We start from the raw sequence: 24,287 nt of genomic DNA, 5'->3' as shown, positions 1-24,287 counted from the left end.
ATCTATCTCTTCAACATCTTGAATAACTCTTCTACATCAGATTTTACTTTCTTGTCTGTCGCAATGTAATCATCTACAGTCTGACAGCTGTGCAAAATTGTAGAATGATCACGACCGCCAAACTCGGCACCGATTCCTTTTAGCGGAGTTGTTGTAAGGCTTTTTGTAAGATAAATTGCAATATGTCTGGGTAGGGCTATAGCATGCTTTCTGGATTTGCTGATAAGGATATCTGTACTCATACCAAAATACTCTGCAACAACTCTTTTGATATAATCAATAGTAATATCTTCAAATTTTGGTTGATTATTACAATAAATAACTTCTTTGGCAAGGTCAACTGAAAGCGGTTTTTTGTCGAATGTAACACGTGCGATTATGCCGATTAATGTTCCTTCGAGGTCACGAACATTTGATTTTACATTTCTGGCGATATATTCAATGACATCAAGCGGCATCTCGATACCTTCATCTTTGCTTTTCTTTTGAATTATAGCCATTCTCATCTCATAATCAGGGATTTTAACATCAGTGATGAGTCCCCACTGAAAACGCGAAATCAATCTGGAATCAAGGTCAACAAGTTCCTTGGGGGGTCTGTCGCTTGTCAGTATGATTTGTTTTCCGGCTTGGTATAATGAGTTGAAAGTATGGAAGAAATTGTCCTGAGTACGCTCTTTGCCGGCTAAAAAATGTATATCATCTACTATGAGTACATCTATTGACCTGTAAAAATTAGAAAAATCACTGACTGTATTATTTTGAATGGCGCTAATGAACTCTAAAGTAAATTTTTCGCAATCAGTATAAAGCACTCTAAGACGGGGATATGATTTCGAAACATGATTTCCGATAGCCTGCGCAAGATGCGTTTTGCCAAGCCCTGTATTTCCATAAATTACAAGAGGGTTAAACTTTGTCTTTCCCGGGTTTTCGCTGATAGCTCTGGCAGCTGATGAAGCAAGCTGATTGGATTCCCCGGTTATAAAATTATCTAATGTATATTTTGGATTTAAAAATGTAGGAAATTCTTTCTGGCTGAGCAATATTGGTTCAAATGGCAGTGTATTTTGAGCCGGTTTAGGGTCATGACGGAATCCGGGAAGACTAATCTCACGTGTTTTAGTATCATCTTCAATTGCATCAAAAACAATTTTATATTCGACTTCAGCCGATTCACCAAAAAACTGAGATATAGTTTTTCTCAACAAATCATAATAATGTTCTTCAATCCACTCATGAAAAAACTGACTTGGTACTGACAAGGTTAGTCGGTTATTCATCCATTCCAAGGCTTTGATGGGTTTAAACCAAGTTTTAAAAACCTGATTACCAACATTATCTTTGATAATTCTCAATGATTTTGACCATAATTCATCAGCATGGTTTTTGATGGCTGGTGATAGTAAATCATTGCCATTAATTGTAGCTGAAAAGCCATTTTGACTTATTTTTAATTCTGATTCAGTATAACTCTGTTTGTTCATAGTAATCTTTTTTTGTGTTGCTAAATAGTTGATTATTAGTAACATACAAGATTTCACAACAGATTCAGACAAAAAAATACCTAAATATGTTTTGTAGTTTACCATTTTTTAGGTATTTTTTAGTGCGAATATGTTTTCAAAGAAAACTTTATATAAATTTACCAAAAATTTCAATTCAAAATAGCAATTTTTTTTGATAACAAACAACAAAAAAATTTTTATTTTTGAAACTATTTTTCTTGGAAAATTTAAACATTTTTGCTTTCAACAAGTTAGAATGTTAATATTCTGTTAATTAAAAATAAATATTTTTTTGATAAGATTCTAAGGTATTTTTCAAGGAATATGACTTTGAAATATTCAATTAAAATTAACCAATAATTAGCTAAAATATTGAAAAATATAATCATTTAAGCAAATAATATTATCACAATCTTAACTTTGGAAATTAACAATATTAAATGATATTTTAATTAGAACTAAATGATTAAATCTCTTAATCACATTATTAATAATTGTTTAAGGCTTTTTTTTTTGTCATGAAATTTTTAAAGATAAATTACTCTTATTTAAATCTATAAAAAAACAAATTATTTATCAAAAACGAATTTTTACAATATGATAAACTGGTAGAGTTGAAAAGTGAGTTGAAATTTACAGCAGAAAGTTCAAAATAATTGATAGTAAAGCTGCTGTCAATGATAGAAAGGCAGCAATTTTAATCATTGAAGTACTTTTTGAAAAATCAGAAATTTCTTTTTTAAGAGAATTTATTTCCTTATCATGAGCTGTGAGCTTGTTGATAGTATTAAAATCAGAGGACTGAGTTGACGCAGAACTTGTATCGAATGTTCTGAGTGTTTTTGAAGAGTTACTGACCGTAGAGCTTACATTCTCTTCTAACCTTTGTATGGTTGCGTCTATTTGTTTTAGTTTATTTGTTACATCGTTCAGGTTATCCTGACTACTTACGCCGGTAAATAAAACTTCATTATTTCTATCAAATTCACTTTTCAGAAATTGTCTTCTGAAGTCATCAAACTCAGTTAAAACATTTTTCAGGTCTTCCTTATACTTGTTTTGAAATGCCCAGTAAATTTCGTCATTATTTATAATTTTTCCCTCAATATGTCTTACTTTATGGGCAATTTTGTCTTCAAATTTTTTATATTGAGTTTTAATCATCTCATCAATTCTATCGAATGAAGATTTCAAAAAATCATCTACTTTGGTATCTGCTGAGTTTTTTATATCTTCAGAATGTGTTGTAAAATCATCAACTCCTTTTTTTAAAATATTAAATTGCTGCTCAAGAGAGGTTTGTATTACTTTTATTGATTCGAGTGCTGAAAAATAACTGGTTTGTAGCTGTTTTAAATCTTTAAGCTCAGAATATTTTTGACTGATTTGAGAACTTTCAAGCTTAACAAGCTTGATTAATTCTTCGTATTTTTGTTTTAGATTGAATAGTTCATTACTAGTTGTTCGGTAAACATCTTCATTTGTGGCTTTTAACTGAAGGATATAATTTTCGTACTCAAGTCTTTGTTTGTCGAGCAAATCGAAAGCTTCAGCATAGCGGATTGCTTGCTGCCTGATAGTATCAAAGAGCCCTTTGATCTCCGGTCTTATTGCTTTTGATTCGTACATCTTTCAGTTAATTCGATAAAAAAACTTAAACTTTCGCACATTTCCTCAAGATAGTGAATTTCTAAATTCTCGTTTGTATCTTGTGAATATTTGTAATATGAATCGTAAAGTCTTTCTTTGAAATCAGGGTCTTCGTGGATTTTTGCACTGAAAAATACATCCAAATAATCATCGAGCATACCATTTTCAGCCAATTCATCAAGATATGTTTTGGGCGCTACGGCTTCTTTCTTGCCAAGATAACTTTTCAGCTTAAGAAATTCTAAACCATTCATATTAATAATTTCGGCATAATTACAATTTTCTTAACATTATTTTTTACAAAAATATATCAAGGAAATGAATAAAACAAAATCTTATATTGATTTTGCCGGGTATTTTTTATATAAAATAAAATTTATCAGAATTTAGTTGTATAATGTTGTGATTGTTTAGAAAAATATGAAAAAAATTTTTACTATTTGAAAAAAATCAATTATATTAGGGAAAATTTTTTAACATATTTAATAATCGTTATGGAACTCACATTAGCTGAAGAATTATTACTGCTTGGACTTGATGACGAGTCCGGCGAAATTATTTTATCTGTATCCACAGCACTTCCTTATGGAATAGCAGGCGCCATACTTTTGGAGCTTCACCTTAGAAATAAGATTTCATTGACAGGTGATTCTGTTAAAGTCACAGATCCAACAGAAACCGGTGATAGTATTTTGGATGAGGTATTGAATTTAATTAAAATTAAGATTGAAGCAGAAGAAGCTAAATATTGGATTAGGACTATCAACGGCTCTGTTGATGATTTGATGGACAGATTAATTGATGGACTGGTCAATAAAGGTGTATTGAAAAAAGAGGAGAAAAAGATTCTCTGGATTATACCTATTGACAGATTTCCAACTAAAGACCCACTTCCCGAGGTTCATACGAGGATTCTCATAAGGGCTATAGTGCTTGAAAATCAGGAACCTACCGAACGTACTCTTGCACTTTTGAGTTTGGTGCGGGCATCGAATCTGATTGATGAACTGTTTTTAAAAGATGAACGTCGTCAAGCAGAGAATATCATCAACGAAATGATTAATAATGAAAGCATAGGTAAAGCTGTTGCAGATATCAATGCTGAAGTTACAGCTATTATTTCATCTTCAGTTGCCGGAACTGTTGCAGCTGCAAGTGTTGTAGGCAATTTTTAATATATTGAGATACTGATGAAAGATGACTTTTCAAAATACAGTAATAAATACGATGAAAATAAATTATTTACGAAAATCCGTAAGTATGCAGATGGTCTTGGCGGAGGATTTCTGAATAAATTATTAGCTTTGTGGTTTGCCCTTAGAGATAAGGATACTCCAACCTGGGCTAAAACGATCATTCTCGGCTCGCTGGGATATTTTATTTTCCCTCTTGATGCTATTCCTGATGTACTACCCGTCATAGGATTCAGTGATGATTTAACAGCACTTATTTCAGCTACTGCGATGATTTGGGCTCATATCAAGCCTGAGCATAATCATAAAGCTGGAGAAATAATAAAAAAAATATTCAAGAAAAAGTGAGTTCAACTTATGAGAAAACAACAATATTTAATTTTCGATATTGAAACAGCACCTTTAGACTTTGACTCGCTTTCTGAGTCGCAGCAGGAATATATTCTCAGGAATACTTCAACTGATGAGGAAAAGCAATCTAAAAAATTTGAAATGGCGCTTTCGCCAATTACTGCTCAGGTGGTTTGTATTGGAACTCAATTGATGCAATCAACCGAATTGGGAGGCTGGGAACAAATTGGCAGAGCGGCATTCTCTGTTGATAATGAATTTGAATATGGAAAAAAAGAACATATTAAGCTTAGTACAGGTGATGATTGCTTTTTGACAAATGAAGCAAAATTGCTTGAAGATTTTTGGAAATTACTACACAAATATGACCAAGCTTCACTCATATCCTTCAACGGCAGAAATTTTGACGCTCCATTTTTGATGTTACGCTCTGCTATTCACAGAATTAAACCATCAAGAAATTTGATGAGCGGAACCAAATTTAACTATCCGATGCATGTTGATTTGATTGATGAGCTGACGTTTTATAACCCAAGCCCTTATTCAGCTTCAAAAAGATTTAATTTTGATTTTTATACACGCACATTTGGTATAAAATCGCCAAAAAGTGAAGGTGTTGACGGCTCTATGGTCGGACAGTATTTTAATGATGGCAAAATTATTGAAATATCAGAATATTGTATGAGGGACATCAATGCTACTTGGGAGCTTTTTTTGGTTTGGTATAATTATCTCAAATTTTGATTATATTTAAATTTAATTCTATACTAAAAATAGTTGTTTGCCGTTACTTCGTTTTTTAAAATATTAATAATTGATATAATAATGGCAACAACATCAGACTTTAAAGCAAATGCAATGCTTAAATACAACAACGAAATTTTTTCGATTGTTGAATTTCAACATGTTCAGACAGGCAGGGGTGGAGCTTACTATCAAACTAAAATGCGAAATGTAAAAACTGGAAAAATCATTGAAAACAGATTTCGCTCAGGTGAAACAGTTGATATGGTTTCGGTAAGCAGACGCAATTATCAGTATCTTTATAAAGATGGCGAGAATTTAGTATTCATGAATCTTGATGATTACGAGCAGATTTATGTGCCGGCTCATACAATTGGCGATGAAATCAGATTTTTGAAAGATAATGAAAACGTAATCATAGCATTTGATAATGAAACCGTTCTTTCGGTTGATGTACCGCAGCATGTTAATTTGAGAGTAATAGCGACTGAGCCGGGATTAAAAGGTGATACTGCAACAAATGTACTCAAGCCCGCTACTTTAGAGACTGGAGCAATAATAAATGTTCCTTTATTTGTAAATGAAGGTGACTTAATAAGATTGGATACAAAATCTGAAACCTACATCGAAAGAGTTAAGGAATAATCTTAATTTTTTGCGAATATTTCAAAAATATTTTGTTTATTTCAAAAAATCTTCTTATTTTTGTAGTTCCTATTTTGGACGACAGGGTCAGGTAGCTCAGTTGGTAGAGCAGAGGACTGAAAATCCTCGTGTCGGGGGTTCAACTCCCTCTCTGACCACCTAAAATTTAGAAAGGCTGTGAAAGCAATCACAGCCTTTTTTCGTTAGTGTTGATGCTTATTTTCAGGCAATTAAATATATTCAATGACTGCGACAAAGTGCGACAAAGTGCGACAGAAAGCGACACATTCCGGTACAATTATCGCACAGTCTAATCTGGGTGTAAATAAAAAAGCACCCTTTTCAGAGTGCTATGATATTGGAGCTTATATGAAGAGAAGCGAGATGTGTTTATGTGGATTACGGGTTACGAAATTTTCTACGGTTAAATTCTCTTTGAACTTCATCGGTTACTTTGCTGCTGTTAAGGTATATGTCCTGGTCTTTATCAAGTATTTGCGATAAAAGACTTTCGACTTTATCTAATTTGCTGACGACAGCGGCATTGCTTTGATTGCCTACTTTCGTTATCAATGCTTCTAATTGCGGATTGTTTAAAACTATCTCAGGGTTATTCACACCGGCATCACCGACCATAGCGAGCTCTGGTTGATATAAAAATCCTGACCCGCCTGCATAACTACGAAAAGACATTTGCTTTTCAGCTAATCTGGTGTAATAATCTTCATCATCCAGCTGTCCGGCTTTATACTGAGTATTTAAGGCGTTGATTTTCATCGTTTCATTATACATGCCAAACGCCTTGTCAAAAGTGATAGTTTCCCTTAAATCTTTAGGCAGTCTGTTTAGCGATGTATTTAACTGCCTTATAGAGTTATTTAACTGCGTCAATGGCGAGTTATCGTCACGTCGCATTTCCACCCCTATTATATTGCTTAATGACCTTTCAAGTCCTGCTTGATGTTTTGCAAGAACAAATGCCATTATGAGTCTCAGTTGGTCATCTCTGAATATCCATTCCGTATCGCGTCCGGCTCTTGAACGGGATGCATCACCGACTATCGCCAGAGTAGGCTCGTCAACACGTCCACCGGTTGAGAAAGATGTAATTGAGCTTAGCACAGGGTCTAAAATTTTTGATATAGCGGCATTAATCAGAGCGGTTATTGCCGGAGTTGCGAGTAAACCAAATATCCCGCCGCCACCTGCAAACAAAGATTCAAGTACTAATTTAGTCACCGTTGCAGAAGCGGACTTTTTCAACACACCTGCCACAAACGAGAATGAATCTTTGACAGAATTTTTCATTGCCTCATTATCACCTGCGAACATATTAGCGAATATATCGCCGATAGCTCCGGACATTTCAGCCCCGTAAGCAGTCAGAAGGTCGGTTTTTTCAGCTAATTCTTTATTCAGTGTATTAATTTGGTCAAAGACCTGACGATATTGGTCTGCATCTTTCTCTGGGTCTAATTGAGCAAGCTCGGCTTGAGCTCTTTTCATTTTTTCTTCGAGTATCAATGCCGTTTGCCTGCGCTCAGCTTCCATCTCAGCCGCCCGCTGTGCTTCCTGCATATTCCTTAAAGTGCGTTGATGCTCAGCTTCGATTCTTTCTTTTTCTTTTTTGAAAGCCGCTTCGGAGATGATTTCCGCTTCTCTTTTGCTTTCGAGTTTAGCAAGCTCATCATCTTTGGTGCGGTCAGTCTTCCGACTAAGGGCTTCAACCACAGTCGCCATGACGCTTTTAGTAAGCTCATTTTCAGCCGTTACACGTCTTTCAATCTCAGATAAATCTTTATCATTTTGCGTTTTGAGTTCATCAAATGCTTTTTGTCTTATGCTTCTTTTTTTGTCTTCGGATGTCTTTAGAAGGTCAACTTCTTCACTTTTCAGCTCGTAAAGTTTTTTCTGAAATTCTTGAAGCTGTATAATCTCTTCCTGCGTAAGCTCTTTAGCACCCTTTTCAGCTTGCCCGCTATCCTGCAAAGCATTCATTGCTGATTGTACTTCCTGAATAGCTTTTTGCACGCCGTTCAGGTCTTTTTGGGTCAAAGCAAGCAAATCTTTTTCAGTTTTTACACCAATACTGACTTCAAATTCAATTCTTTTAAGCTCTAATTCTTTTAATTGTTTATCCAAATCAACTTGATTGAGCTTGATTTTTGCCTGAAGCTCAAGATTTGCGACTTCTGATTCCTGAATTGACATATTGAGGTCGAGCAGGTCTTGTTTTAATCCGTCGAGAGTTTTTTGACGGTCTTGCTTTGCGACTGAAACATTCATATCAACAATATTACCATCTGCATCAAGTTGAAGTTGATAAGTTTCAATAAGTAATTTCTTCTGCTCTTCGAGTATTCTCTTTTTTTCTTTAGCTCCGGCAATCTCATCTACAAGTGATTTTTCACGCCCTTCCTGCAATCTTGCAAGGTCTGAATTAATTGTGAACTGTTTAAGCTCATTATCGAGTCTTTTTTTACCTAAATCATATATTTCTTTCGCTAAATCAATTGACTTCTTAACCTCTTTATTGGTTTTTTCGACATTCATTCCTATTTCTTTTTCAGACAATTTACGGTCTTTCTCAAACTGCAGAACCTCTTTTGTAGCCTGCTTGCCTTCTTGTATCAATTCTTGTCTTTTTTGTTCAAAAGCCGTTGCATCAATTTCGCCTTGGCGATATTGTCGCCTAAGTTCCGCCAAGGCTCCTACTGCATTGCTTTGCTGCTCTTTAGCTTTTGCGAAGACTTCGCCAAATTGTTTTGCAAGGTCTGACGCCGATGCTGTCGTTGCTTGTACTGCCTGAGTGGTCTTATCCTGCTCTGCTTTTGATTTTTTTTGCTGTTCGATTAAATCTTTGACTTCTTTTTCTGTTAGCTCAAATTGAGTTTTACCCATGGCGATGATGTCGGCTTCTTTCATGCCCAAATCAATCTGCTGCTTTGTCCAATTCTCTATCTTTTTAGCTTTAAGCTCTCTGATTTTCAACTCACTGTCAACCATTTGCTGCACGTCATTCATCATCTTTGCTTTTTCTTTCGGGTCGAGCGTAGCGAATTCACCCGTTCCTTTAGTTATCGCCATCTGCAACTCGTTTCCAGCCCTTTGCAATTCTTCCGAAGTACTTGCGTTATAAATAGCATCTGTATATTCTTTCATCTGTGCTTCTGCTTGCCATCTCACGCTCGAAGTTCCAAATATCTTTTCACCAAGTAGCAGTCCGACTTTGCCAAGCGGATTCAGCCAACTCTTATCATCTACCAAAGCTTCTGTTAGTTGGTCTTCGAGCCCCTCTTTAATTGCGTTGGTTTCCAATCTTGCTACATCAATTTCAAGATTCACTTTCGCCAGAGCGAGTTCAGATATTTCTCCTTTTAAATCTTGCAGTTCAGTTTTAGAGTTCAGACTCGCCATTTTCAATCTTGCGAGATTTTGTGTAAACCCAACTGTTTTATCAATTGCACCCGGATAGGCTTTTTCAAGCTGCAGCAACATATCTGAGTTATTAAGAGCCGCCTCGCCTTCATCTTCAAAGGCTTTGATTAAGGCTTCGCCTGATTTGATTTGTTTCTGCTGCAAATCCATTCTATTTTTAGCTGCTTGAAGTTGTACATCTGCGAATTCAAGCTCAGCCTTTCCATCCTCTAATCTCTCTTTAGCCGTTGTGTTTAACCAGTCAGACAACCCTCTTAATGCTAATCCTAACGCTAAAATAGCGGCAATAGAAGCAACTGCAGGGTTGCTCATCATTGCAAAATTCAACGCTTTTTGAGCTTTAGTAGCACCTTGCATAGATGTAACCCAGTGCTTTTTGATTGCTCCGCCCAAATCAGGTAAAACCTGCCCTAAACCTGCAAAAGTCGCTACCATCGGAGCCATTTGAGTAGTTACGCTAAGTACAGTTGTTCCGGTCTCGCCAAGTCCGTCAAAAAATTTGAAAAACATAGCTTCAATTTGGTTCATCATGCCTTGAGTTTTATTTGCAATGCCGTCAGAAGCAACATTAAAAGCTTCTTCCACAGAGCCTGCACCCGCCTCAATTGCAAGCAAATCATTCTTAAACTTATCGGCATTATCGCCTGTACTTGCAAGTGCAAATCCGACAGCCTCAATAGAGCTGAAAGTATTTGCAGCGTCAGTTCCCATAGAGTTCATACTCTGTCCGAGTTTAGCCATAGTAACCTGCAAACCCTCATTTCTCAGGGTCTCAATACTAACGCCAGCCTCTGTCATAACTTTTTTAAGACTTGCACCTGGCTTTAAAAGCTCTGCAATTGCCGCTCTCATCTGAGTAGTTGCCTGTGCTGTCGGTACGCCCTGCTTGGTTAATGTCGCTATACCTGCCGCTACTTCTTCAAAGCTTACACCTGCCGCCGCTGCAATAGGAACTACATTTGATAGGGATGCATTGAGCTCAGGAACGGTTGTAACACCATTTTTTACTGCTGCAAATAAATAATCGGCTGCATCACCGGCACTTAAGACATCTGTCCCGTAGGCGTTAGTTACCGATGCTAATCCTTTAATCGCTGCATTTGTATCTGTCATACCTGCTACAGCTAATTTACTTGCTTGCTCAACAAATTTCATACCCTGTGCAATATTCGCCTGACCATCAACTACTTCAATTGCTCCCGCACTTATAGCATTATAAATACCCTCTGTTACGCCTGCAACTGTATCCGGTACGCCTGACGCTAAATCTATTGCAGCTGTTTTGAATTCCTCAAAGTTCTTTACACCCAAAGTTCCAATATTTTTAAGCTGTTTGTCAAATTCCTGATAAGGAACTAAGAACTGATTAAAAGCAGATGTGACTTGAGTTACTGCCTGCGTTACCATATTAAATTGAAAAGCCTTACCAAGCAAACTGCCTTTATTTGCTGCCTGCTCAAGACTTGCTCCAACTTGCTCAAGACCTCTTTTAGCAGCACCGCTTTGAGTTGCCATTGTCTGAAATTGCTTATTGACACCCTCAAACTGCTGCTTAATTGATTTCTCGTCAAGAATTGTTACGCCTTTACCAAATTCACCTAATGATTTTCGCAACTGCACTAACATAATATTAATTTTTTTAACCAACGCCTGCTGGTCTAAATCTGCTTGAAATTTTAAACTAAGATCCATGGTTCTTGCTCAACTCATCTAATGCGTGAATAACTACTTCAATAAATTCTTCGACTCTATACCTCAAAATCTCTTTACGACTGACACTTTCCGCTTTAGCTGCTATCCAGACTATCGCCCAGTTATAAGGTTCACGTCGCATAACCTTAAATTCTTCTATATTGTAGAATCTTTCTCTTTCTTCCCGCCTGTCAACTGTTCTGTATTTTTTCCGAGTATCATCTCTGTCAGCTGTGTCAGCTCTAACCCCCCTGCCTCTTTGAGCTGCTCTATAGTCTTCAATATGTTTACGGACTGCATCATTATATCGAGAGATTGCGTCATCAATTCTGGCTTCTGCAACCCCACTTTGCCGAAAAAATGGTCTTGACACTCCATCAGCTTAATAAAGTTTTCGCTTCCTTGAATATCTTTAAGTGCATCAAAAGCATTTGCTGTCTGTTCGTTGTAAAATTCAAATAAATTTTCATCAATTTTTCTCATCAAAATAGCTGCAAAACCTTGTCTTTCCGCCTGCCTTGCAACCAATGACCCCAATTCGTCACTTTGTGCCGGTCTGTTAGCAAATTCTTGATTGCTAATATGAAATAGCTTGCGTCCTGCAAGCATTCTATCAGCTCCCATCAATTCAAAATCATATACAAATTCATCAAAAATTTGATTATCGTCTTCATCTCTGATGATGACACCTTTTGCATTTCTGCGAGGTATTTTAAAAGTATGCTTCATAATATTCTTTAACTCCAAGATTGTTGAATTAATAAATCATAATGCTGAGAAATTATTTCAGCACTTAAATAGCCTGTTATATTAAATTTTATCTGTGCAGATGGCTTAGACATCACTATTTCGGGCGTTATGCTGTAAGTCTCTAAATTCAAAGCTCCCCGTGGCGTTTGTCCATACTGTGGCGGACCGTTGACATCTATCAACTTATTGCTATCCTGTAACTCACTATACAACTTAATCCAAACCATTGTCAGGTTTTGAGACTGCACATCCTGCACTAATCCCTTAAATGCTTTGAAATTGTTTTGAATAACAGATATACTGCCTTCTAAAGCATAAGCAACTATTGTAGAAGCACCTAAATCATTTTCATCAAGTACCGGTCTGATTGCAAATGAACTCGAAGCTTCTAATGCTTCAAGCTCATACGCATTGTTATTACCAAATTTGAGCGCAACCGAATGAATCGGCAGTATTTCCCATTTGTTGAAATCTTTAAAATATACTGTAGCCATGGTCTAATCCGGATATTTTTGAATTAAATCTAATTTCAATTTTATAAGCCCTTTGTGGTTGTTTAAATATTCAAACTGCACAGGGTCAGTCCCATCAAGTGTCACGGTCACAGCCTGAGTGTCCCAATTCGTATTCGTAAGATTGTATTGAGTGACATCTGCTTTTAAGAAATTCTTAATAAATGTTAGTTTCGAGCTGACTACAAGGTCATTCGACGATAAAACCATTTCGTAACTCTTAGTTCTGACTGATTTGACATGAGTATAAAGGATATCCCGCAAATCCCTGCCGTTAGTCCTGCTCACAAACTGCAGCGGTCTTAGAATTGTGGGCTTAAATTCTACCGCTGTCACATATTCTAATGTACCATCATTATAATTTCCATATCTTAAATAAATTGAGTTCATGCTAACACCATCTTTACTATATTTAAATAAAAGCTGTCTACCGATAATGAGTGCCCGAGTATTACTATCGTATCTTCATCTGCTGTTTTTTCAGCAAGAAGATTAGTCGAAAGGTTTAACCCTGATGGGTTGTATCGCAATTGTATCATCCGTCCGGTTTCTGTAAAATCGTATCTGTAACTCTGCACTTCGCCGGACTTTTGCACAGTAATTATATCACCTGTACCGCCTGCCCTTAAAGCAATGCCTACAGGGTAATGATAGTATTCCGACTTGTTTTGTGCTTTTACAATGTTACCTTCGGGTGTCATCATAACAACATCGCCGGCAACGATTGTTCCTGCAGCTTCAATTTCAATTACCGACGCACTTGTATCTAAAGTTGTCGGACTTTGATTAGCAATTGCGGGTAACTGATAAAAAATATTTACAATATCACCAATATCACCGTCCCATGTTGAAAAATCAATTTTTTCAAGCGAATGAAGTTTTAATCTTACTTCCGGTTTTTGCAAATTGGTTTCAATAGATACAACCGTATAATCCTTGTTTCTGACGCCCTCTGTCCAGATTCCATCTTTGTACTCTTTGTAGTTTTCCGATATTCTAATCTTGCTGCCTAATTTGACGTTTTTCCAGGAAGGCTCTGAACCATCAGATGAAAGAGAGAATAAATTCCAATATGGAACAGTTAAATTATACTCTCTTTGATAATATTGGACATCTCGCTGCGAAATGAATGTAATATAATCGGCTAACGTGTCAAAGATGTAATCATCACCGCCTATACGAACAAAAATATTAATTGCGGGTCTGAAAATCTTTGTCGAACCAAGCAGGGCAGTATTAGCACTTTCAAATGCATCTGACTCAATATAAATAGAATTGTGGAGATATTCACTTAAATAATCCGCTTCTTTGCCTAAACGGTCATGTATATAATCTTGAATAGGATTTGGTGGCAGAAGTGGATAATACATATAACCGTATTCGCCAAAATTCTTTAACTCCCAATCTGTCTCGCCACCCAATTTTAAACCGAGCAGATTTAAAGGATACAATGTGTCGAGAGTCCCTTTTCCACGGAATCTTATTGCAGTTGGTGATGTAGAAAAAAGCAATTTTTCATATTCAATTTTACGCAAGTCTTTCTCTTTTGCTCGCATATCTGCTTTTTGCTTACGCAAATCAGATGTTTTTGCTATCAAAGTGTCTGCTTCATTCTCGATTTTATCTATGCCGTTCGCAGTATAAGCTGTTGCATCGGCGTAATACTTATTGCCTATTTGACTGCTTATTATAGAAAAATCGGTGTCAGCTTCGCTCGCACCATACAAGAATGTTTGAGCGTTTTGCAAAATTTCTTCCCGCGGGACCAATTTTAATGCTATCTTGTTAACGGAATAGTCTGAGCGGAAGTACAGCCCGAATGCTTGAGCTATCAAAGCAAGAAGCTCCTGCATGTTATCTATTTCCATAAACGAAAAAGGCATTTCTGCACGGGTGCGTACTTCCTGAAACTCATATTTTATTGTATTGTCAAGATTTTTAATTGTACCATACTCTGCGTCTACTAATTTTCTACTAATATATGCAGGTGAAGAGCCCGCAGGATGTTCGCCTGATGATGATAAATATAATTTTAATCTTACATCTGGGTTATTCTCCACTTTAGTTATTTGTAGAGAGCGGTTATGCGACTTAAACCCATACTTGCATGGTGACGTAGCGAAGCCCAAGGGTGTTTCCAAGAGTTCAAATTCAAGTGTAATACCATGTAAATCATATATGATTTCGCTTGCAATATCAAGCATATATTGTATCACGGCATGAAGATTACCTAAATATGCAGTATAAGCAATATTCCCGTAATGCTCAGCCGAAGGACTTGAATCAATTGCGAAAGATGGACGATTTTCAAATAATGCCTGGAAACCGACATTGCCGGATAATCTGTCCCTCATATTCGGTATGATTGAAAAATCGGCAGCGCGGATGGAGCTGTTTAACTTGACTTGCGATAAAATGTTTGCGTCAAATGCTGTCGCTGTAAAGCTGTAATCTCTCAAAGGCAAAGGCGATGAGCTATAAACATCTCCTTGCCAAGATAAGTCTTTCGCTTTTATTGATGTATCTATTTTGCCGACAAACTTTAATTCAGAATTAGAAGGGTTTTCATCGAAAAACAATGCACAATATCTCGGAGAATTAACATTTTCAGCATTTAAACAGAAATTTAATGCTTTTAAATCATTTTCATTATTGCAAGAAATCGCATTGGTGTCGAAATCAAGTTTATCACTGCTAATTCTGCCCTCTTCAACATCTATTTCTTCAAGAGTGTTCTTTAAAAAAAATACAGTGGTTTCTGTGCCGATAGCAGAATCGAATAACTCTGTATAAGTATCAGAAACGGCAAAATGACAGACCTGTTCGCCAAATCCGTCTTCATTATAAGCAAATTTTTGAAAATATTTCACTTCAACTCCAATATAACCGGCAATTACTATCCTGCAATTGCCGGATTTTGTTCAATACTCAATTAAGAAGCATTTTTGATTACAATTTTACCTGCAACAAGATTAGTCCAATCGCCTGATGTTAGCGCTGTTACAGTCTTAGCAGACTCATTCACAGGTGTAATTGTGTTTCCTGCTCCCGTAGCAACAGCATTCAAATCTGTTTCATCAATATCCGGCACTTCTGCAGTCAAATTAATCTCAATTGCTTTCGATGCCGTGACACTGAATGACAATTTTGACGCTGAACGCTCTCTGCTGTCCTGCAAATCTGTAATCTTTCCTAAAACATACTCGAATCCGGCAGGCGCCTCGTCGAGCGTCTTTTTACCAATGTCTGAAATAGCAAAAACAGGCGTTCCGGCGGTGAATAAGTCTATAATACTTTTTCTTTGAGTAGCAGTTAAAAAGACTTCGCACTCAAATCTTTCAGATGCGTCGCCACTGGAGTCATCAGCTATCACATCACCCGTGCGGATGTTGTAATTCTTAGACTTGTCAAGGGTCGAATAACGATTATTATTCGCTCCCTCGCTTGTAAAATACGCCTCGGATGTCGAAGCGTTCGGGCTCATAAATGTAGGTTTCACAGAAACGATTGACAAAAAGTCCATCTTAGTTCCTAAACCCGTAATCTTGCCGTCTGTCTCAGTGCAGGGTACCAACCTTAAAAAGGTACTGTCTGCGTACAATAAATCAATATTAGCCATGGTTTAATTCTCCTAAAAAATAAAAAAAAAGTTTATTTAATTCTGTTAATTAATAATATATTTTCCGACACTATGATAATCACCTACAAACTGAATATCTACATACCCGCCTTTGATTTCGTAAAATGAACTGTTCGGTAAGACAACTTTAATCTTGACAAGTCTCTCGCTGTCCGGTGATTCTACTTTAACTCTGATACTGCCTTGTAATGAATGATTGACTAATCTCGAACCCTCTGCGGTCATATTTGCTGCAAAGGTCGGACTTAAATCTACAAGTTGCCAGACATTCATTTCATCAATTTGAAGTTGCTGAGGTGTCATACAGTTTACATCCTGAAATAATGCGTCCATCTCCTTTACACCCACAAAAACGTGTACTTCATAGTAACCATCCCAAGGCAAGACATGATCACCGTAAGGAGCAGGCAAAGGGACTGTATAAACCCATTCCATACCCGGAAGTGCAGCGGTATTTGGAAGTGGACATCTTACTTTCCAAGATGTTCGTGGTTTTCTATATACTTTTAGAACTATACCCCAATCATCGTAATGGTCTGTTGGTTCTACTACACTTGCATAATCATGCTCAAGTTTAAATCTTAGTTTTGCATGACCTGTAAGATATAGCTCGTGAATTGAAGTCAGAAGTATCAAACTGCCTGACAATTCATCTAAAGTCTTTCTGTAAATCTCTGTCCAATTATTCGTGCCGTCATAATCCGCTTCAACTACAAACCGAACATAAGCATTTGAAGGGTGTGCAAGATATAAACCTGCGTCATTCCCAAAAGGGTCTGTGTGAATAGAGCCAGCAACGTCAAATCTGTAAAAAAATGTTTCAGCATGAGCAATAATTCCGATTTCATAATACTCATTAAGTCTGAGCTTGAATGTCTCTCCACCGCGTGAATAATAAGCTACTTCCTCTGTGTCGTGCAGTAAAACAGCGACATTCTTATTACCGTCATTGAAGAAAAAATCTTTTCCGGATACCAGCAAGTTACCTATACGATTTGATTCATAAGAAGGAAAATTCTTATACTCTAATCTGAACTTGTCAGCAGTACCGTAATCGTGGTCTGAATGCCCGAATATGTTTACTTTAGCCATTATCCTATCACCACTACTGTATATTGTTTCGCATTCACCGGTGCAACAGCAAATTCTACTGTTACCTGATTAGTTGAATTCCTTGTTACACCCAGCAGTATTGTATCATAAGTTGTCGGGTCATATACTTCTACAATAACCTCACGAGTCGCAAAATTATGAGTTACTGCAAATGTTTTAGCAGAGCCGTTACCTGTAATTGTACCTACAAATTTTCTTGTTCTGTAAGCATTTACAAGTGATAAAGTGCCTCCGCTTATCTCAATTGTAGTGCCGTCAGCCTTAACTGCCAAACCGCCTGCAGTCCTCTCTATAGCTTTAGTAGTGTCAGTCTTCACTCTGAAATTATTGCCGTTTAATTCAATGCTGTCAGTTTCAAAGCTGGCTCTGAAATCATTACCTACTTTCTGTACACCTAAACTTGCTGAGAAAGTCTGAGTTCCTGCAAATGTAGTCCAAGTAACCGCAGTAGAGCCGAGTGTTCCACCAGCGTCACTTGTGCAAGTATAAGCCGAATCAGCATTCACAGTTCCCTGCTCAACAAATACTGCTGCACTAACCAATTCTGTCCAAGCATCCGCATCAGTAGCTCTCGACCAAGTGCTTGCTGCTACAACATAAATACCATTTTGAGATGCAGTATTCTGATTTTTAACGAGAACTCTGTCACCTACACCTACTGCTACACCGTCAATAGTCTGAGCACCTGACAAAGTAATATTTGCAGTAGTAGCTACTTTTACACTTGCTTTCCATTTCAACCCTGCAATAGCACCATCAACATAATTCTTTGTAGCTGCATCACCTGAGGCTGTCGGCTCTGCAAGATTAGTGATTTTCTGACCGTTTAAATTAAGATTAGCAGTCGGATTTGCCATCTGGTCAAGTCTGTTAGTTCTGACCGCTGTATGAAAATCTGTTACATCAGTAGAAGTGTGATTATGAGCCGGTAAGTCACCACTACCAATGTTTGCACCTGTGGTTACACGTCCTTTCGCATCTACGGTTACTTTTGTATAAGTCCCTGACGACACGCCCGAGTTGGCAAGTTGAACACCGCTCCCTGTTATCTCGACACCACCACCACCTGCTACTTTTACATTTGCTGTAAGTTCATTAGTAGATGTGTTATAATCCATATCTACTGAATTTGTATCAATGAACTTGTTGCCAAGAGCCGGATAAACCCAAGCTGAGCCGTTCCAATACCCGAATAAATTTTTAGCAGTATTGTAAAATATCTGACCCTCGACCGGAGAGGCTGGCTCTACTGCTAAATTCTGTATTCTCGCATTTCTAAGCTCATTTTTATCAATATCAAGATATCCAGAAGCATTTAAAATCTTCAGAAAGCCGGATAGTTCTATGTTATGTAATTGCTGTATAGCTGCCATTTTTTTACCTTTAATTTAGATACGCTGTACCTGCAAATGAAAATTTAAATTCTATCTGTACCGTGTTGTCATCTATGTATTTGACGAGTCCGTGAACCAATGACCCTGCTGAATCTACTACCGCCACGCTTGCTTTCTTATTGAGCGTGTGATTAATCTCCCATACTGTCGAAGGAACTATCTGATTAAACACAAAATTCTTATCACCTGCTAAGGGTATATCTTCTGCTTTAATGTCGTCAAGAATATTCTTGCCTGTGAGTGTGTCATATTTTTTGAATTTTGTCATTTTAACCTCTTGCCCTGTTGTATCCTGCGATATAAAAAGCTACCTCTACCATTGAATTGAATCCAAAGTTTCTTCAGTTTGTACGTTTTCGATAGTCCTCTTGGTCTTCCTATAAAGCGTAGTGAGCGGCATCATGTATTCGGAATACCTTACAAGCAGAGGATATATAACCGCCTTCGTGCTCACGTGCCAGCCTGTGTAAGTGCCTATTTCAGCTACTTTATTGTCTGGCATGTCGAGGAGGGCGTTCTTTAATGTTGCATAGTCGTTGATGTTGCTTTCACCACAAAAGAGCGTCCAGCCTGTTGTTTCGTCAAAGTATCCTTGCTGAAATATGGCTCCGAAATGGTTGTTCAGCTCGTTTAGCTTAGCTTGCTTCAGCTCTTCCAACGTCGGTACGTGTTCTGGCTTAACAACTACTTTGTTGTTCACAATTATATGCGTTCCCTTTTGCAAGCTCTCGTATTCCTCAGCTGTAATCTTAACAGCATTCGGATAACCATTTGCACCATTAAGCTCCACTTCGCTTTTAATCTCTATGCCGTTATTGATATAATAATTCATATTTCAATTTCCTTGTTAGTGTGAAAGCCACCAGTTGTAGTTGTATTGAATTTCAGTTGCGGTTAAATCACGGCTATAACATGCAACTGTATCAATAGTTGTTCCAAGCATAGGATTTGCAATTACGCCATTCGTTCCGCCGATAATTACACTGTCATTTAGACCGCTTGCCAATACCTCGCCGGCTAATGCCGCTGCGGGTACTCCATTTACATATATAACCTTGCCAACACTATGACCTAAATTTACAAAAGCAAAATGATATTGCGTATTAGCTGTTAATGCAGAAGCAGTGTTATTGTGACCGCCACTCCCGTCTCGTGTGCCAAAAATTATTTTCTCAAATAAAATCTGTATGTAGAATCTTGCTGCCGTTGTGTCCATCGTAATGAACACCCCTTGCCTCGTTGTAACATCTGAGCCTGTTTTTAAAGATATTATTGTTGTATTGACATTCTCAATATTGCTGTATGTGTTTAAAATTGGGAAACTGATTTGCCGTGAACTCGCAAACGCCCACCCCCGCCCAGCTCTGCCGTTATGGTCAGTGGTTAAAGTAGCTCCATTGTTGGTTATGACGTTATTTTTGGCAGAGTCAAACAAAGTACCACCTTGCATACTGAAAACGAGTCCGTCTGTGATTGGGCTGTATAGTTCCATTATGCTAAAACTCCCGTGTATAACACCTTCCAAAAGTCATCAACCCATTGAACGCTAAATTCTACAAACTTACCTGCACTAATAAAAGCAGGTAAAGGATGACCCTTCGTACCGACTGGAAAGCTAACACTAATCGTATTTGACACGTGTGTGTTATTTACTATCATTTTAAAGACCTGCCCCGTTTTCATATCGTCTTCAAAAGTTACAGCCGTGTTTGCGTCTACGTTGCGAATTACGCCACCGTAACCACCGAAATAGCTTAATTCCAGAGCCGAGTCTGGAGCGACTGTGGGGTTGAAACGTGTATCTTCTAATCTCGGGTATTCTAAAATAGGCATAATTACTCCGCATCAATTTTTATTATAATATCGCCCGCCGTGATGTCGTTTTTAGTATAAGTGATACGATATGCCTTAATCGCATAATTAACCGACAAAAGCATGTTATCCGATGCATTCGAGGCACTATTGACATTTACTGTATCAAGAACCGTTGTAAGGTCAGCATTTCTGTCTGTTTTCATCTCAACCTTGATTGTTCCGTTAGCAGTACCGGTTATACCGTGCCACTTAATCTGTACGCTGCTTTTAGTGAATGTCGAGCTGTACGCATCTTTGAAAATCCAATCACTTGTATAATTTGCATTTGCGTTAATTTCTAATGTTTTCATTTATTTTTCCTCTCTTTATAAATTGCTAATCCAACTAATGCGATTGCCACGCCTGCTAACAATAAACCGATTTTACTCATCAAAGGAGTTTCGATTATCCGTTCCTCAATCTTGATGCTGTACAAAGTATCTCTTACATCAAATCGTACTGTATCTGGCTTTATCATATACTCCATTAATCCCTTTGGGGGGCGATACTTGATTTTGAGCACCGTATCGGTATCCTTGATTTTTACATATTCAATCAAAGTATCTGTAATGATCTGAGGCGTACCCTCACCCTGAATAATTTCAGGAACTTTGATATAAGTCGTATCTCTGATGAACACCTGATTAGTTGTCCGTCCAGAGCAACAACCGCTTATACTAATTACAATTAATGCGAATAATACTGTAATCTTCATAATTTACTACCGCTACTGTTAAAACTTTAAATTCAATTCCGTCATCTTCTTCAAAAATCAAAACCCTGTCTGCTTCTTCAATTACTTCTTTGTATAATTTTGTAGTGTGCAAATCTTCTGTTTTAACTGTAAAACTTGTTAGTATTCTGTTTTCAGCTTTCGACATCAGTTTACAATTACAACTTAAATGTAAGTTCCGTCTTTTGAATGTGACTTTCATTTTTTCCTCCTGAAACCTACCAACCCTCTCATTTGCATTTTGCCAATTTTCTGATATATGCCACGCCTCATAAGCTTTACACCGCCACCGACGGGGTCGTTGCTTAGAGATGAGCCGGTTACATTTCCGGCGACTGTGATTACAAATCCATTCTCCAGAACTTTCGCTACTGTTTCTTTATGCCCTTTCCAGCTATTTGGATAACGCCAAGTCATCTCGTCGCCACGCTCGGGGACATAGCTAACTCTTTTTCCGTTCCGGACAGCATAATCAAAAGGTGCATTTGCCAATGCCGTTCTGGGGTAGGGGAGATGCCCTGCTTTCAGCCAAGACCATGTTGCTACTGACTGACAGTAAGGTGCTCCACGTCCTTTCTTAAATCCTAAAGCACTATCATTATACTCATCTACTCTTGCTCCTCTGTTATTACCGATTTCCATAGTGCCGACTTCACCTTCAAGCAGTTTCATACGGGTATCTGAAATCTTATCAAAACCGCATCTGTCAATCTCAATTACCCATTTCTGCGGCTGAGATGCAGCGACATTGACTAACAAAAGCAATATGAGTATAAGTCTAATCACTGACCTAATCTCTCCTGTAAGAATTGCAATTCTTCTGCTGTGATGCTTCTACTTACTTCAATTGCAGCATAAGAGTTAAATATCTGTCCTACTACATATGCTGAGCCTAAAATCATTGCTGACATCACCAGAGCTGTAAATAAATATTCATTATTAGTATCTGTACGCTTGTTTTTGCCACGGATAAAGGTTTCAAGGAAGTTGATTTTAGTATATGCAAATAAACCAAACCCTGCAAGAGATATTACAACAGCCCACGCTACAACAGCTTTTGCGAGTGTGTAAATGTAAGCAATTTCAAATTTCAAAAAGATTAATCCGGCTACGATTACTAATAGCAGCGTGATATTCCTTGCTATGAAATCGTAAATTTTCTGCGGAAGTGTCATCGGCACTTCTTCTTCGGGTATAAAATTCATTAGTATTTTTCCTGTTTATAATCTAATATCTGCTTAATAGCGTTAATTTCGTGTCGCTGGTCACGACTGTAATTTTCAACCTTAGTTATCCTTGTATCATGCTTGTCAAGCTCTGTATAAATGTCGAGGGTGTCTTTGTCCTGCTCAACATTATGCACTTTTTGAACTTCAATAAATGTTTTAAAGTCAGATATGGCGGCATTAAAAGATGATACTGCATCCCTGAACTCACGTCCAGGCTTAACTATCAAAGTATTGATTGTCAAAGTGAGCAGAAATCCTAATGAAAGCACCATCACTCCGCCTATCCCTGCTACAAGCCACCATGTGCCATTGTCAAATGTCATTTAATTTCCTTGATATATTGCTTGTAAGCCCACCTGCAAAGCTGCCATGTAGAGTCCGGTCTGGGCTGTTTTAACCGGTGACATCTCGCCGTAATACAAAAAATATTTCGACTGTAAAGCATTTCGTGCAATCTCATAAGCTTTGATTATATCATCATCGCTCTTTTTGTTGTCCGAAAATAGAAATATCGTATAAACATCTACAAATGCAGGATATATCTGTCCCGAGCGATAACCGGGGCGCTCAGCTGTCCAAGTCACAAACACGGCGCCGCCTTTGTGGGGCTTTGCAGCCATTTGTAAGTTCTCCATGCTCTCTTTATTTTCAGGAAATCCTGTGATTGCTATAAAGGGCTTTAAGTCCGCTGCGTCAAATGCGGCTGCAAGTCTATCTCTAATTGCCTCACGCTGTTCGATTATCATAAGCAGTCAACCTGTCGTTTGTAAACACCTGTTCATTCTTTTTACTGAAAATCAAATTTTTAGGTGAATAATGCTTCATGGCGAGTCCGGCGACTTCGATTTCGCCTTTTTGAAGTCTTTCAAGCTTAGTCATTACATCTTTATGTTGCCGATTAATTTCTTTCATTTCCTCGTCATCGTATTTGCGAGCATACATCATTTGTCTGACTAATGCAAATTTCCATCGCCGGAGCATCTTAAAAGCCTTTTCACCAAGTATCTCATCTGTAAATTCGTAAGGGTAAATGTAACGTAAAGACATAGCATTATCAACAATAGCATCAGCATCTGAAATAAATTCTTGGATCACCTCCTCGTCAATATCTGAAAATACTGAGTCAGTCATTAAGGCTGAAATTGTTTCTTCAGGAATTCGCTGTATGATATAATTATAATCTATGCTACTTGACATTAATCAACCTTCTGGAATTTATTAATCAGAACTTCACTCCAATCATTCGTGCCACAGCTGCCCAGGAGTTCACCAATGGTGAAATCACCTGACTGCACGCCGCCAATCGCATCACCGATTGAGTCGGCTTTAAGTAGCGTACCGGCAGCTAACTGTTGCTTTATTTTCATCAGCACAGTCCCTGCTATGACAACACTACCATTATCGCCATTATTATAAGCATGCTCGGTTACACCCAAAGCAAGCTCACCATCGCCTGCCACTGCACCGTTATGCTTTATAGCTTTACCTGCTGCCACATCAGCAGCAAGTTGAACTGCTCTGCGTGCAAGCGGGCTATAAGTTGGATTAGACATTCTTTATTCTCCTATTTTTATTATTTGTTTTAATGATATCTTGTTTCAATTCTTCCTCAGTCGCTGCCATGACTTCTGCTAAAGTAGGTCCTTTATTGCTTTTTGCATGTTTAATTGCTAATTCTGTCAAATCAACTTCAGACCTGATTATCTCAAGTTTATCTACGCTGCCACGCAACGCATCAAAATCAGAGATTGAAAGTATAAGAGTATCGCCAATTTGATACTTGCGACCCTTATGCTTTATCATGCCTTTTGTTACTTTAACTTTAACTTTTAATATCATGA

General features: G+C 37.7%; 30 protein-coding genes and 1 tRNA gene. 5 read left to right on the top strand and 26 right to left on the bottom strand.

Translation table 11 applies throughout. From position 1 onward, the window contains the following. Positions 1 to 2 precede the first annotated feature (2 nt). The 3 genes from dnaA to KF896_14535 all read right to left on the bottom strand — a co-directional run bounded on the left by dnaA (position 3) and on the right by KF896_14535 (position 3,412). On the bottom strand, positions 3 to 1,487 hold the full coding sequence (gene dnaA, locus KF896_14545) for a chromosomal replication initiator protein DnaA (protein MBX3044927.1): 1,485 nt from the start codon (positions 1,485 to 1,487) through the stop codon (positions 3 to 5). 654 nt (positions 1,488 to 2,141) lie between these two features. Further along, positions 2,142 to 3,137 (bottom strand): hypothetical protein, encoded by a 996-nt coding sequence (locus tag KF896_14540; GenBank protein ID MBX3044926.1) that lies wholly within the window; start codon positions 3,135 to 3,137, stop codon positions 2,142 to 2,144. Beyond that, positions 3,116 to 3,412 carry a hypothetical protein gene (locus KF896_14535; protein MBX3044925.1) on the bottom strand — a complete coding sequence of 99 codons (297 nt, stop codon included), beginning with the start codon at positions 3,410 to 3,412 and terminating at the stop codon, positions 3,116 to 3,118. The genes KF896_14540 and KF896_14535 overlap by 22 nt, the downstream gene beginning before the upstream one ends. Positions 3,413 to 3,652: 240 nt before the next feature. Here KF896_14535 and KF896_14530 point away from each other — a divergent pair, with 240 nt between their 5' ends. The 5 genes from KF896_14530 to KF896_14510 all read left to right on the top strand — a co-directional run bounded on the left by KF896_14530 (position 3,653) and on the right by KF896_14510 (position 6,249). Next, a complete protein-coding gene (locus KF896_14530; protein MBX3044924.1) occupies positions 3,653 to 4,333 on the top strand; it encodes a GPP34 family phosphoprotein in 681 nt (226 codons plus the stop codon). Between the two features lie 15 nt (positions 4,334 to 4,348). Then, positions 4,349 to 4,699 (top strand): DUF1232 domain-containing protein, encoded by a 351-nt coding sequence (locus tag KF896_14525; protein MBX3044923.1) that lies wholly within the window; start codon positions 4,349 to 4,351, stop codon positions 4,697 to 4,699. A 9-nt stretch (positions 4,700 to 4,708) separates the two neighbouring features. Next, positions 4,709 to 5,446 carry a ribonuclease H-like domain-containing protein gene (locus KF896_14520; protein MBX3044922.1) on the top strand — a complete coding sequence of 246 codons (738 nt, stop codon included), beginning with the start codon at positions 4,709 to 4,711 and terminating at the stop codon, positions 5,444 to 5,446. 81 nt (positions 5,447 to 5,527) lie between these two features. Then, positions 5,528 to 6,091: an elongation factor P gene (gene efp / locus KF896_14515; GenBank protein MBX3044921.1), complete on the top strand. Its 564-nt coding sequence runs from the start codon at positions 5,528 to 5,530 to the stop codon at positions 6,089 to 6,091. 85 nt (positions 6,092 to 6,176) lie between these two features. Beyond that, a tRNA-Phe gene (locus KF896_14510) sits at positions 6,177 to 6,249 on the top strand. A gap of 241 nt (positions 6,250 to 6,490) precedes the next feature. Here the strand turns inward: KF896_14510 and KF896_14505 are convergent. The 23 genes from KF896_14505 to KF896_14395 all read right to left on the bottom strand — a co-directional run bounded on the left by KF896_14505 (position 6,491) and on the right by KF896_14395 (position 24,285). Beyond that, positions 6,491 to 11,221, bottom strand: coding sequence for a phage tail tape measure protein (locus KF896_14505; GenBank protein ID MBX3044920.1), 4,731 nt, complete (start codon positions 11,219 to 11,221; stop codon positions 6,491 to 6,493). After that, the gene (locus KF896_14500; protein MBX3044919.1) at positions 11,211 to 11,363 is read right to left on the bottom strand and encodes a hypothetical protein; all 153 of its coding nucleotides are present in this window, start codon (positions 11,361 to 11,363) and stop codon (positions 11,211 to 11,213) included. Before KF896_14500 ends, KF896_14505 begins: the two co-directional genes overlap by 11 nt. A 14-nt stretch (positions 11,364 to 11,377) precedes the next feature. Then, on the bottom strand, positions 11,378 to 11,950 hold the full coding sequence (locus tag KF896_14495) for a hypothetical protein (GenBank protein ID MBX3044918.1): 573 nt from the start codon (positions 11,948 to 11,950) through the stop codon (positions 11,378 to 11,380). Between the two features lie 8 nt (positions 11,951 to 11,958). Next, positions 11,959 to 12,465: a hypothetical protein gene (locus KF896_14490; GenBank protein MBX3044917.1), complete on the bottom strand. Its 507-nt coding sequence runs from the start codon at positions 12,463 to 12,465 to the stop codon at positions 11,959 to 11,961. A gap of 3 nt (positions 12,466 to 12,468) precedes the next feature. Beyond that, positions 12,469 to 12,873, bottom strand: coding sequence for a hypothetical protein (locus KF896_14485; GenBank protein ID MBX3044916.1), 405 nt, complete (start codon positions 12,871 to 12,873; stop codon positions 12,469 to 12,471). Next, complete coding sequence (locus tag KF896_14480; protein ID MBX3044915.1) at positions 12,870 to 15,353, bottom strand: hypothetical protein; 2,484 nt, start codon at positions 15,351 to 15,353, stop codon at positions 12,870 to 12,872. Before KF896_14480 ends, KF896_14485 begins: the two co-directional genes overlap by 4 nt. A 62-nt stretch (positions 15,354 to 15,415) precedes the next feature. Then, a complete protein-coding gene (locus KF896_14475) occupies positions 15,416 to 16,102 on the bottom strand; it encodes a hypothetical protein (GenBank protein MBX3044914.1) in 687 nt (228 codons plus the stop codon). A 45-nt stretch (positions 16,103 to 16,147) separates the two neighbouring features. Next, positions 16,148 to 17,215 carry a hypothetical protein gene (locus KF896_14470; GenBank protein MBX3044913.1) on the bottom strand — a complete coding sequence of 356 codons (1,068 nt, stop codon included), beginning with the start codon at positions 17,213 to 17,215 and terminating at the stop codon, positions 16,148 to 16,150. Next, on the bottom strand, positions 17,215 to 18,609 hold the full coding sequence (locus KF896_14465; protein MBX3044912.1) for a hypothetical protein: 1,395 nt from the start codon (positions 18,607 to 18,609) through the stop codon (positions 17,215 to 17,217). Before KF896_14465 ends, KF896_14470 begins: the two co-directional genes overlap by 1 nt. Positions 18,610 to 18,619: 10 nt before the next feature. Beyond that, on the bottom strand, positions 18,620 to 18,898 hold the full coding sequence (locus KF896_14460; GenBank protein MBX3044911.1) for a hypothetical protein: 279 nt from the start codon (positions 18,896 to 18,898) through the stop codon (positions 18,620 to 18,622). 45 nt (positions 18,899 to 18,943) lie between these two features. Further along, positions 18,944 to 19,462 (bottom strand): hypothetical protein, encoded by a 519-nt coding sequence (locus tag KF896_14455; protein ID MBX3044910.1) that lies wholly within the window; start codon positions 19,460 to 19,462, stop codon positions 18,944 to 18,946. 15 nt (positions 19,463 to 19,477) lie between these two features. After that, positions 19,478 to 20,122 carry a hypothetical protein gene (locus KF896_14450; protein MBX3044909.1) on the bottom strand — a complete coding sequence of 215 codons (645 nt, stop codon included), beginning with the start codon at positions 20,120 to 20,122 and terminating at the stop codon, positions 19,478 to 19,480. Next, complete coding sequence (locus tag KF896_14445) at positions 20,122 to 20,289, bottom strand: hypothetical protein (protein ID MBX3044908.1); 168 nt, start codon at positions 20,287 to 20,289, stop codon at positions 20,122 to 20,124. The genes KF896_14450 and KF896_14445 overlap by 1 nt, the downstream gene beginning before the upstream one ends. 176 nt (positions 20,290 to 20,465) lie before the next feature. Further along, the gene (locus KF896_14440; protein ID MBX3044907.1) at positions 20,466 to 20,795 is read right to left on the bottom strand and encodes a hypothetical protein; all 330 of its coding nucleotides are present in this window, start codon (positions 20,793 to 20,795) and stop codon (positions 20,466 to 20,468) included. After that, positions 20,792 to 21,199: a hypothetical protein gene (locus KF896_14435; protein ID MBX3044906.1), complete on the bottom strand. Its 408-nt coding sequence runs from the start codon at positions 21,197 to 21,199 to the stop codon at positions 20,792 to 20,794. Before KF896_14435 ends, KF896_14440 begins: the two co-directional genes overlap by 4 nt. Further along, positions 21,162 to 21,419, bottom strand: coding sequence for a hypothetical protein (locus KF896_14430; protein ID MBX3044905.1), 258 nt, complete (start codon positions 21,417 to 21,419; stop codon positions 21,162 to 21,164). The genes KF896_14435 and KF896_14430 overlap by 38 nt, the downstream gene beginning before the upstream one ends. Beyond that, positions 21,416 to 22,003: a hypothetical protein gene (locus KF896_14425; protein ID MBX3044904.1), complete on the bottom strand. Its 588-nt coding sequence runs from the start codon at positions 22,001 to 22,003 to the stop codon at positions 21,416 to 21,418. Before KF896_14425 ends, KF896_14430 begins: the two co-directional genes overlap by 4 nt. Beyond that, on the bottom strand, positions 22,000 to 22,422 hold the full coding sequence (locus KF896_14420; protein ID MBX3044903.1) for a hypothetical protein: 423 nt from the start codon (positions 22,420 to 22,422) through the stop codon (positions 22,000 to 22,002). The genes KF896_14425 and KF896_14420 overlap by 4 nt, the downstream gene beginning before the upstream one ends. Further along, the gene (locus KF896_14415) at positions 22,422 to 22,769 is read right to left on the bottom strand and encodes a hypothetical protein (protein MBX3044902.1); all 348 of its coding nucleotides are present in this window, start codon (positions 22,767 to 22,769) and stop codon (positions 22,422 to 22,424) included. The genes KF896_14420 and KF896_14415 overlap by 1 nt, the downstream gene beginning before the upstream one ends. Further along, the gene (locus KF896_14410; GenBank protein MBX3044901.1) at positions 22,770 to 23,192 is read right to left on the bottom strand and encodes a hypothetical protein; all 423 of its coding nucleotides are present in this window, start codon (positions 23,190 to 23,192) and stop codon (positions 22,770 to 22,772) included. After that, positions 23,173 to 23,643, bottom strand: a complete 471-nt coding sequence (locus KF896_14405) for a DUF1320 family protein (protein ID MBX3044900.1) — start codon at positions 23,641 to 23,643, stop codon at positions 23,173 to 23,175. Before KF896_14405 ends, KF896_14410 begins: the two co-directional genes overlap by 20 nt. Beyond that, positions 23,643 to 23,999 carry a DUF2190 family protein gene (locus KF896_14400; GenBank protein ID MBX3044899.1) on the bottom strand — a complete coding sequence of 119 codons (357 nt, stop codon included), beginning with the start codon at positions 23,997 to 23,999 and terminating at the stop codon, positions 23,643 to 23,645. The genes KF896_14405 and KF896_14400 overlap by 1 nt, the downstream gene beginning before the upstream one ends. Then, positions 23,992 to 24,285: a hypothetical protein gene (locus tag KF896_14395; GenBank protein ID MBX3044898.1), complete on the bottom strand. Its 294-nt coding sequence runs from the start codon at positions 24,283 to 24,285 to the stop codon at positions 23,992 to 23,994. The genes KF896_14400 and KF896_14395 overlap by 8 nt, the downstream gene beginning before the upstream one ends. Between the last annotated feature and the right edge of the window lie 2 nt (positions 24,286 to 24,287).

This window comes from Ignavibacteriota bacterium, from assembly GCA_019637995.1.
Classification (GTDB): Bacteria; Bacteroidota; Ignavibacteria; order Kapaibacteriales; family UBA2268; genus JANJTB01.
The sequence above is the reverse complement of the archived record's forward strand: the minus strand, read 5'-3'. Positions and strand labels throughout refer to the sequence as shown.

Coding starts and splice junctions, on each gene's coding strand:
- KF896_14460 (MBX3044911.1), bottom strand. CDS start 18,898: ATGACAAAATTCAAAAAATATGACACACTCACAGGCAAGAATATTCTT.
- KF896_14455 (MBX3044910.1), bottom strand. CDS start 19,462: ATGAATTATTATATCAATAACGGCATAGAGATTAAAAGCGAAGTGGAG.
- KF896_14485 (MBX3044916.1), bottom strand. CDS start 12,873: ATGAACTCAATTTATTTAAGATATGGAAATTATAATGATGGTACATTA.
- KF896_14525 (MBX3044923.1), top strand. CDS start 4,349: ATGAAAGATGACTTTTCAAAATACAGTAATAAATACGATGAAAATAAA.
- KF896_14530 (MBX3044924.1), top strand. CDS start 3,653: ATGGAACTCACATTAGCTGAAGAATTATTACTGCTTGGACTTGATGAC.
- KF896_14540 (MBX3044926.1), bottom strand. CDS start 3,137: ATGTACGAATCAAAAGCAATAAGACCGGAGATCAAAGGGCTCTTTGAT.
- KF896_14395 (MBX3044898.1), bottom strand. CDS start 24,285: ATGATATTAAAAGTTAAAGTTAAAGTAACAAAAGGCATGATAAAGCAT.
- KF896_14535 (MBX3044925.1), bottom strand. CDS start 3,412: ATGAATGGTTTAGAATTTCTTAAGCTGAAAAGTTATCTTGGCAAGAAA.
- KF896_14440 (MBX3044907.1), bottom strand. CDS start 20,795: ATGAAAACATTAGAAATTAACGCAAATGCAAATTATACAAGTGATTGG.
- KF896_14410 (MBX3044901.1), bottom strand. CDS start 23,192: ATGATAATCGAACAGCGTGAGGCAATTAGAGATAGACTTGCAGCCGCA.
- dnaA (MBX3044927.1), bottom strand. CDS start 1,487: ATGAACAAACAGAGTTATACTGAATCAGAATTAAAAATAAGTCAAAAT.
- KF896_14400 (MBX3044899.1), bottom strand. CDS start 23,999: ATGTCTAATCCAACTTATAGCCCGCTTGCACGCAGAGCAGTTCAACTT.
- KF896_14470 (MBX3044913.1), bottom strand. CDS start 17,215: ATGGCTAAAGTAAACATATTCGGGCATTCAGACCACGATTACGGTACT.
- KF896_14495 (MBX3044918.1), bottom strand. CDS start 11,950: ATGAAGCATACTTTTAAAATACCTCGCAGAAATGCAAAAGGTGTCATC.
- KF896_14405 (MBX3044900.1), bottom strand. CDS start 23,643: ATGTCAAGTAGCATAGATTATAATTATATCATACAGCGAATTCCTGAA.
- efp (MBX3044921.1), top strand. CDS start 5,528: ATGGCAACAACATCAGACTTTAAAGCAAATGCAATGCTTAAATACAAC.
- KF896_14465 (MBX3044912.1), bottom strand. CDS start 18,609: ATGGCAGCTATACAGCAATTACATAACATAGAACTATCCGGCTTTCTG.
- KF896_14520 (MBX3044922.1), top strand. CDS start 4,709: ATGAGAAAACAACAATATTTAATTTTCGATATTGAAACAGCACCTTTA.
- KF896_14450 (MBX3044909.1), bottom strand. CDS start 20,122: ATGGAACTATACAGCCCAATCACAGACGGACTCGTTTTCAGTATGCAA.
- KF896_14420 (MBX3044903.1), bottom strand. CDS start 22,422: ATGAATTTTATACCCGAAGAAGAAGTGCCGATGACACTTCCGCAGAAA.
- KF896_14505 (MBX3044920.1), bottom strand. CDS start 11,221: ATGGATCTTAGTTTAAAATTTCAAGCAGATTTAGACCAGCAGGCGTTG.
- KF896_14490 (MBX3044917.1), bottom strand. CDS start 12,465: ATGGCTACAGTATATTTTAAAGATTTCAACAAATGGGAAATACTGCCG.
- KF896_14430 (MBX3044905.1), bottom strand. CDS start 21,419: ATGAAAGTCACATTCAAAAGACGGAACTTACATTTAAGTTGTAATTGT.
- KF896_14435 (MBX3044906.1), bottom strand. CDS start 21,199: ATGAAGATTACAGTATTATTCGCATTAATTGTAATTAGTATAAGCGGT.
- KF896_14445 (MBX3044908.1), bottom strand. CDS start 20,289: ATGATAGTAAATAACACACACGTGTCAAATACGATTAGTGTTAGCTTT.
- KF896_14500 (MBX3044919.1), bottom strand. CDS start 11,363: ATGCGACGTGAACCTTATAACTGGGCGATAGTCTGGATAGCAGCTAAA.
- KF896_14415 (MBX3044902.1), bottom strand. CDS start 22,769: ATGACATTTGACAATGGCACATGGTGGCTTGTAGCAGGGATAGGCGGA.
- KF896_14475 (MBX3044914.1), bottom strand. CDS start 16,102: ATGGCTAATATTGATTTATTGTACGCAGACAGTACCTTTTTAAGGTTG.